We start from the raw sequence: 7,602 nt of genomic DNA, 5'->3' as shown, positions 1-7,602 counted from the left end.
TCGTCGTGGGCCGGTACGCCCATCACGGCGCCGTCGCCGTAGCTCATCAGCACATAGTTGCCGACCCAGACCTCGACCTGGCTACCGGTCAGCGGGTGGGTGACGTAGAGCCCGGTGGGCAGGCCCTTCTTGTCCTGGGTGGCCAGCTCGGCCTCGGTGGTGCCACCGGCCTTGCATTCCTCGATAAAGGCGGCCAGCTCGGCATTGCCCTCGGCAGCCAGCTGGGCCAGCGGATGCTCGGCGGCCACGGCGCAGAAGGTGACGCCCATGATGGTGTCGGCACGGGTGGTGAAGACATAGAGCTTGCCGTCCTGCACCAGCTCGCCCGCAGCGTTGCGGATGCTGTGCGGGAAGGCGAAGCGCACGCCCTCGGACTTGCCGATCCAGTTGCGCTGCATGGCGCGGACCTGGTCGGGCCACTGGGTCAGGTCCTCGATGCTGTCGAGCAGCTCGTCGGCGTATTGGGTGATGCCGAAGTAGTAGCCGGGGATCTCGCGCTTCTCGACGATGGCGCCCGAGCGCCAGCCACGGCCATCCACCACCTGCTCGTTGGCGAGCACGGTCTGGTCGATCGGGTCCCAGTTCACGACCTGGGTCTTCTTGTAGGCGATGCCCTTCTCCAGCATCTTCAGGAACAGCCACTGGTTCCACTTGTAGTAGGCCGGATCGCAAGTGGCGACCTCGCGCGACCAGTCGAAGGCCAGGCCCAAGGGCTGCATCTGCGACTTCATGTCGGCGATATTGGCGTAGGTCCACTCGGCCGGCGGCTTGCCGTAGGCGATGGCGGCATTCTCGGCCGGCAGGCCGAAGGCGTCCCAGCCCATCGGCATCAGGACGTTGTAGCCCTTCATGCGCAGGTGGCGCGCCAGCATGTCGTTGATGGTGTAGTTACGCACATGGCCCATGTGCAGCTTGCCCGAGGGGTAGGGCAGCATGGAGCAGGCGTAGAACTTGGGCTTGCTCTTGTCTTCGACGACACGGTAGGCATCACGCGCCTGCCAGTGTTGCTGGGCGGCACCTTCGACCTCGGATGGACGGTACTGTTCTTGCATGTGGGCTATCCTGAAGCGCTTGCCGCCATGCGCGCAGCATGGCGTGGCGGGCTGTAAAAACGCCGATTATAACGCAGTGGCCGTGGGGAACCGCCCCGCCTGAACGTGGCACCCCTCGCCCGCAAAACTGGAGCCAAACCGATGCGCATGCCCTTGCTGGCCGGACTATCGCTGCTCTTGCTGTCTGCGGCCGTAGCGGCTGCCCCCGCCACGGTCAGCGCGGTCAATATGCCGGCCTGGCTGGAGCGGGCCAGCCAGGCCAGGCCGCTCCTGCCCGGTCAGGTCCTGCAAAGTGGCGACCTGCTGCGCACCGGCCAGGGTGGCAGGGTGCTCTTGAGCCTGCCCGAGGGCAGCCAGATCAAGCTCGGTGAGGCGGCGGTGTTCCGGGTCGACAAGCTCAATGCCGAGGATGGCCGGCGCTCTCCCTTCACCACGGCGGTCGATGTGCTCAAGGGCGCCTTCCGCTTTACCACCGCTCTGGTGGCCAAGGCGCGGCAACGTGAGATTGACGTACGGGTAGCCACCATCACTGCCGGCATACGCGGCACCGACCTGTGGGGCAAGGCCGACGAAGAGCGTGACCTGGTCTGCCTCCTGGAAGGGCGCATTGCTGTCAGCCACGAGGGGGACGGCGGTTTTCAGGAAATGAACGAGCCCTTGAGCTTCTTTGTCGCCCCCAAGGGCAAGCCGGCCTTGCCCTTGGCCAAGGTGGAAGCGGAGAAGGTGGACAAGGAGTGGGCGCCACAGACCGAACTGCAGGCCGGCCGCGGCGTGAGCCGCACAGATGGCAAATGGCGGCTGGTGGTAGCCAGCGCGGCCGACCAGGACGAGACGCTGCGCTGGTACGACAGCCTGCGCGCCGCCGGCTACGCCGCCAAGGTCAAGCCGATAGGCACCCACGCCTACCGGGTAAGCCTGGAACAACTGGCCAGCGAAGCCGACGCACAGGCGCTGGGCGAGCAACTCAAGGCGACGCTGGGCACGCCGCTGAGCCAGGTCCTGCCGATGGCCAAGTAGCCGGGCGCTACCCCAGGTTCAATGTACGACCACCGGGCGCAGATCGGCGCGGGCGGTGATGCGGTCGGCCACCTGCTGTGCCTCGGCCTTGCCGCTGTACGGGCCCAGCCGCACCCGCCAGACCTGGCCGCTGGCTTCGACCACCGGCTCGGTACCGAGCCAGGCCAGTTGTTCCGCCGCCTTGGCGCGGAAGGCCTCGGCACCGGTCTGGGTGCCAAAGGCACCCAGCTGAACCCAGCGCTGCTCACCCGCTTCCACCACCGGTTTGGCTGGCGGTTCGCGCCCGCCCTGCTCAGCCAGCGCCAGCAGCGGGTCGGCGCCCAAGCCGTTGCTGACCGGCCGGCCCGGTGCCGCCTCGACCGACTTCAAGAGATTGGTCTCCGGTGCCGAAGCCTTGGCCTCCTCGCCGGGCAGCAGGGCTTCGACCCTGACCTGGCCACTGCCACCATTCTGAAAGCCCAGCCGGTAGGCAGCGGTATAGGAAAGGTCGATCACGCGATCCTTGTGGAAGGGACCACGGTCATTGATACGCACCACCACCGACTTGCCGCTGGCGAGGCTGGTCACCCGGGCGTAGCTGGGAATGGGCAGGATGGGATGGGCGGCGGTGAGTTTGAACAGGTCGTAGTTCTCGCCGCTGGAGGTACGTTTCCCGTGAAACTTCTTGCCATACCAGGAGGCCATGCCCTCCTGCACAAAGCCACCCAGCTCCTTGCGCGGGGTATAGGTCTTGCCGAGTACGCTATAGGGCCGGTTGGCGTATTTATTGAGCGGCTCCAGGCGCGGCACCGGCTCGGGCAGGGCGTCGAGGTCGTAGGGCACGTCGAGCACCGGACCGTCGTCCTGGTAGTAACCACCGATCTGCTTGGGAATCTGCTCGGGCTTGGCCGGCGGCAGGTTGCGGGTGTCGTCGGACGGCGGGATGGGGCTGGACCGGGCAGGTGCAGGGCGTGCGACCGGCGCCGGCGTGTGACTGGCACAGCCGGCGGCGAGCAGGGCAAGCAGAAGTGCGGCGTGGCGCGCGTTCAACTCTTCATCAACTTTCGGTCGCGATGGATGGCCATCAGCATACCGAAACCGATCAGAATGGACAGCATGGCGGTGCCGCCATAGCTCACCAGCGGCAGGGGCACGCCCACCACCGGCAGGATGCCCGACACCATGCCCATATTGACGAAGGCATAGGTGAAGAAGGAGAGCGTCAAGGCCCCGGCCAACAGCCGGCCGAACAGGCTGGAGGCATTGTTGGCGATGATCAGGCCGCGCCCGATCACGCACAGATAGAGCACCAACAAGGTGATGCCGCCCACCAGGCCGAATTCCTCGCTATAGACGGCGAAGATAAAGTCGGTGGTGCGCTCGGGGATGAAATCGAGCCGGGTTTGCGTGCCGTGGGTCCAGCCCTTGCCAGTCACACCGCCGGAGCCGATGGCGATGGTGCCCTGGATGATGTGGTAGCCCTTGCCCAGCGGGTCGGAGGACGGGTCGATCTGCACCTGCACGCGCTGGCACTGGTATTCGCGGAAGACCTTGCTGCAGCGACCCAGGTCGGCCACGAACCAGACCGCCACCACGCCGGCCAGCACCATGGGCAGGATCAGCCGCCAGGAAAGGCCGGCCAGGAACAGCACATAGAAGCCGGCCGCCGAGATCAGGGTGGCCGTGCCCAGGTCGGGCTGCTTGAGCACCAGGGCCGCCGGCAGGGCGATCAGGAGCGCCGCGATGGCAAAGTGCTTGAGCCTGAGATTGGCCTCATGGCGGTGGAAGAACCAGGCCAGCAGCATGGGTACCGCCAGCTTCATCAGCTCGGACGGCTGGATGCGCGTCACCCCCAAGTGCAGCCAACGCCGCGCGCCATTGGTGACCTCGCCAAACAGTGCCACCCCTACCAGCAGGATCATGCCCAATAGATAGATAGGCGGCGCCAGCCACATCAGCTGGGTGGGTTTGAGGTTGGCGACGATCCACATCGCGGACAGCGCGACCACCACCGATACCAGCTTGCTCATCACCTTCTCCATGCTCTCGTTGGAGCCGGAGTAGATGGTGGCGAGGCTGATCACCAGCAGCATGCCGGTGAACAGCAGCAGCCAGGGGTCGATAGGGGCGACGATGCGCTGGATAAGGCGTTTAATCCACATGGCGACGGCTCATGAATTCCTGGATCGGCGTCAGCGGCGCGCTGCCGGCGGGCGGCTCGGGCGTCTCCTCGTCCGGTACCGGCTCGGCGGCGGCCTTGTCGGCCGGCGGCACCTTGCCCAGCAGGTAGTAGTCCAGCACCTTGCGGGCAATCGGCGCGGCGTATTGGGCGCCGAAGCCGACGTTTTCGACGATCAGCGCGACCGCGATCTTGGGCTTGTCGGCCGGTGCAAAGGCGATAAACCAGGCATTGTCCTTGAGGTGGGCTGCCACCCGGTTGGCGTTGTACTTCTCGCCCTTGAGGCTGAACACCTGGGCGGTACCGGTCTTGCCGGCCGAGGTGTATTCAGCGCCGCGGAAGGCGGTGGCGCCGGTACCTTCCTTGTTCACGCCCACCATGGCGTTCTTGATCACGTCGATATTGCTCTGCTTGAGCGGGATCTGGTTGACCGGCTTGGGCTCCACCACGGTGCGGGCGCGGCTGGCGCTGTCTTCGACATAGCGCACCAGGTGGGGTTTGAAGACCACGCCGTTATTGGCCAGGATGGAGGTGGCCTGCGCCAGCTGCAGCGGGGTATAGGTGTTGTAACCCTGGCCGATACCGATGCTGATCACGTCGCCGACCAGCCACTTCTTGGCCTCGGGCTTCTTGAAGGCCTTACGCTTCCATTCCTGCGAGGGCAGGATGCCCTGCTTCTCGCCCGGCAGGTCGATGCCGCTCTTCTGGCCAAAGCCAAGGGGCGCCATAAAGCGGGAGATGTTGTCGATGCCCAGGTCGTAGGCCAGCTGGTAGTAGTAGGTGTCGCAAGAGGCAACGATGGAACGGTACATATCCACCCAACCGTGACCGCCGGGCTTGTCATCATTCCAGCGGTGGTTGCCCAGGGCAAAGAAGCCGGCGTCGTGGATGCCGTACTGCGGCGTGCGCTTGCCGGTCTCGAGCGCCGCCAGCGCCATGAAGGGCTTGAAGGTGGAGCCGGGCGGGTAGATGCCCTGGATGGCGCGGTTGTTGAGCGGTCGGTCGGCCGACTCGTTCAGTTCCTTCCAGCTCACCGGGTCGATACCGTCAACGAACAGGTTGGGGTCGAAACCCGGTCGTGACACCAGCGCCAGCACGCCGCCGGTCTCCGGTTCGATCGCCACCAGTGCACCGCGGTTGCTGCCAAAGGCCTGCTCGGCAATCTGTTGCAGCTTGATATCGACCGTCAGTACCAGATTGTTACCCGAGACCGGCGGGGTGCGGCGCAAGGAGCGGATGGCGCGGCCGCCAGCGTCGGTCTCGACCTCTTCATAGCCGGTCTTGCCATGCAGCACCGTCTCGTAGCTTTGCTCCAGACCGAACTTGCCCATATGGTCGGTGCCCTTGTAGTTGGGCAAGAGACCATCGTCGTCGAGCTTGTCCATGTCCGCCTCGTTGATGCGGCCGATATAGCCGACGAGGTGGGAGGCCGATTCGCCCATGGGGTACTGGCGGAACAGCCGGGCCTTGACCTCGACGCCGGGGAAGCGGAAGGACTGGGCGGCAAAGCGGGCCATTTCCTCGTCGGTCAGCCGGGTCTTGATCGGCAGCGACTCGAAGTCCTTGCTCTCATCGAGCAGTTTCTTGAAGCGGCGGCGATCCTTGGGGGTGATCTCGACGTATTGCGACAGCTCGTTGATGGTGTCTTCAAGCTTGCCCGGCAGCTTGGAGGCGGTGATCTCCAGCGTATAGGCCGAGTAGTTGTGGGCCAGCACCACGCCGTTGCGGTCGGTGATGATGCCGCGCGAGGGCGGGATGGGGACCAGCGAGATGCGGTTGGACTCGGCCAGGGTCTGGTACTTCTCGTACTGCATCACCTGCAGGTAGACAAAGCGGCTGAGCAGCGCGGCAAAGCCCACCAGCACAAAGACGATGACCGCGAGGAGCCGCCACTGGAAGCTGTAGCGCTCGCCGTGGTGATCGCGCAGGACGGTATAGCGGCTCATGACTGGATTTCAGCCGGCTTGTCCACGCGCTGCGGCATCTGCAGCAGCTGGCTCATCCAGGCCCAGCACAGGGCGCCGGTGGCGGCACCAAGGAAGTAGTCCCAACCGGGGAAGGCACTGCCGGTCGCCAGCCGCACCAGCAGCATGATGAGCTGGTTGGCCAGCAATAGCGGGCCGATATAGAGCGCCTGCTGCCAGAGCGGGAACATGGCCAGCTGGCGGTGCCGGGACATGGCAAACCAGGTGGTGGTGCAGTAGGCCAGGCCATGCTGGCCGAACACGTTGCCATCGGCGATATCGAGCAGGATGCCGAGCCAGAAGGCCCAGCCCACGCCCACGTGGCGTGGCTGGTTCATGCACCAGTAGAGCAGCACCAGGGCGATGAAGTCGGGCAGGATGGCCCGGGCGAACTGGCCCCAGGGGATCAGCGCCAGCGTCATCGCCACCACAAAGGTGAAGAAGATGAAGCTGCGCTTGACCGGCTTGAGCAATTGGCTGGAGACCGGCATCAGAGCGTCTCCTTCTTGCGGGATTTCTTGGGGGTGAAGGGCTCGGGCGCGGGCGGCTGCGGCGGCAGGGCGCGCTGCTCGTCGAGGATGAGCATGAAGCGGTGCTTGTCCACATCGGCCGCCGGCAGGCAGCGGACCTGAGCAAAGGCCAGCCCGGGGTTACGGTCGACCTTGCTGACCTTGGCCACCGGCAGGCCGGCCGGGTAGGTGCCGTCTATGCCCGAGGTCACCAGTTCGTCGCCCTCGCGGATATCGGCATTGAGCGGCATCCAGTGCACCTGCAGGGCGTTTTCCTTGCCCATGCCGTAGACGACGGTACGCAGGCCGTTGCGCAGCACCTGCACCGGCACGGTATGGCCCTTGTGGGTGAGCAGGGTGATCTCGGAGGTCAAAGGCTGGATGCGGGTGATCTGGCCGACCACGCCCAGCGGGTCGATGACCACCTGGCCGAGCTTGACCCCGGCGGTCTCGCCGCGGTCCAGCACCAGCTTGGCAGTATAGGGGTCGCGGTCGTCGTACAGCACCTCGGTCAGCGCGCCCTTGCCGTGCTGGGCATCACGCGTGGCCAGCAGGTGGCGCAGCTGCTCGTTTTCCTGGCGCAGCGCGTTCAGGCGCAAGAGCTCGGCATTGGCCAGGAGGCGCTCGTCCTGCAGCTTGCGGTTCTCGCGCTGTAGTTCAGTCTGCGAGACCAGGAAGTCGCTGACCCGGTGGGCGGCAGAGACCGGTGCGGTGGCAAGCCACTGCAGCGGGTAGAGCAGGACCGAGACAGCCTCGCGGGCCGGCTGCAGTATCTGCCAGCGTACATCCACCAGCAATAACGCCAGCGACAGGCTGGCGTAGATCAACAGCAAGCTGAACGGCTTGGGACCCTGCTTGAAGAAGACGGGTTGGGTGGTAGCTTGCATTTGGCTATGGCCAGT

General features: G+C 65.4%; 7 protein-coding genes. 1 reads left to right on the top strand and 6 read right to left on the bottom strand.

What is annotated here, in order from left to right; all coding sequences use genetic code 11:
- A partial coding sequence (locus tag VIM95_RS22425; RefSeq protein ID WP_331990211.1) for a class I tRNA ligase family protein occupies positions 1–1,052 on the bottom strand: 1,052 nt, incomplete at its 3' end.
- A 141-nt stretch (positions 1,053–1,193) separates the two neighbouring features.
- Here VIM95_RS22425 and VIM95_RS22420 point away from each other — a divergent pair.
- Positions 1,194–2,069 (top strand): FecR domain-containing protein, encoded by an 876-nt coding sequence (locus tag VIM95_RS22420; RefSeq protein WP_331990209.1) that lies wholly within the window; start codon positions 1,194–1,196, stop codon positions 2,067–2,069.
- Positions 2,070–2,087: 18 nt separating this feature from the next.
- Here VIM95_RS22420 and VIM95_RS22415 read toward each other — a convergent pair whose 3' ends face one another.
- From VIM95_RS22415 to mreC, 5 genes are read right to left on the bottom strand one after another with little or no spacing between them, the layout of a single operon-like run.
- On the bottom strand, positions 2,088–3,098 hold the full coding sequence (locus VIM95_RS22415; protein ID WP_331990207.1) for a septal ring lytic transglycosylase RlpA family protein: 1,011 nt from the start codon (positions 3,096–3,098) through the stop codon (positions 2,088–2,090).
- On the bottom strand, positions 3,095–4,210 hold the full coding sequence (gene rodA, locus VIM95_RS22410) for a rod shape-determining protein RodA (RefSeq protein WP_331990205.1): 1,116 nt from the start codon (positions 4,208–4,210) through the stop codon (positions 3,095–3,097). The genes VIM95_RS22415 and rodA overlap by 4 nt, the downstream gene beginning before the upstream one ends.
- The gene (gene mrdA, locus VIM95_RS22405) at positions 4,200–6,173 is read right to left on the bottom strand and encodes a penicillin-binding protein 2 (RefSeq protein ID WP_331990202.1); all 1,974 of its coding nucleotides are present in this window, start codon (positions 6,171–6,173) and stop codon (positions 4,200–4,202) included. The genes rodA and mrdA overlap by 11 nt, the downstream gene beginning before the upstream one ends.
- Positions 6,170–6,682 carry a rod shape-determining protein MreD gene (gene mreD / locus VIM95_RS22400; RefSeq protein ID WP_331990200.1) on the bottom strand — a complete coding sequence of 171 codons (513 nt, stop codon included), beginning with the start codon at positions 6,680–6,682 and terminating at the stop codon, positions 6,170–6,172. Before mreD ends, mrdA begins: the two co-directional genes overlap by 4 nt.
- Positions 6,682–7,587, bottom strand: coding sequence for a rod shape-determining protein MreC (gene mreC, locus VIM95_RS22395; RefSeq protein ID WP_331990198.1), 906 nt, complete (start codon positions 7,585–7,587; stop codon positions 6,682–6,684). Before mreC ends, mreD begins: the two co-directional genes overlap by 1 nt.
- Positions 7,588–7,602: the final 15 nt, after the last annotated feature.

This window comes from Chitinimonas sp. (assembly GCF_036568685.1).
GTDB lineage: Bacteria > Pseudomonadota > Gammaproteobacteria > Burkholderiales > Chitinimonadaceae > Chitinimonas.
This window is presented reverse-complemented; position numbering and strand designations above follow the sequence as displayed.

Bases quoted from the DNA above. Each gene is read 5' to 3' on its own strand.
- VIM95_RS22420 (WP_331990209.1), top strand. From the start codon at position 1,194: ATGCGCATGCCCTTGCTGGCCGGACTATCGCTGCTCTTGCTGTCTGCG.
- mrdA (WP_331990202.1), bottom strand. From the start codon at position 6,173: ATGAGCCGCTATACCGTCCTGCGCGATCACCACGGCGAGCGCTACAGC.
- mreD (WP_331990200.1), bottom strand. From the start codon at position 6,682: ATGCCGGTCTCCAGCCAATTGCTCAAGCCGGTCAAGCGCAGCTTCATC.
- rodA (WP_331990205.1), bottom strand. From the start codon at position 4,210: ATGTGGATTAAACGCCTTATCCAGCGCATCGTCGCCCCTATCGACCCC.
- mreC (WP_331990198.1), bottom strand. From the start codon at position 7,587: ATGCAAGCTACCACCCAACCCGTCTTCTTCAAGCAGGGTCCCAAGCCG.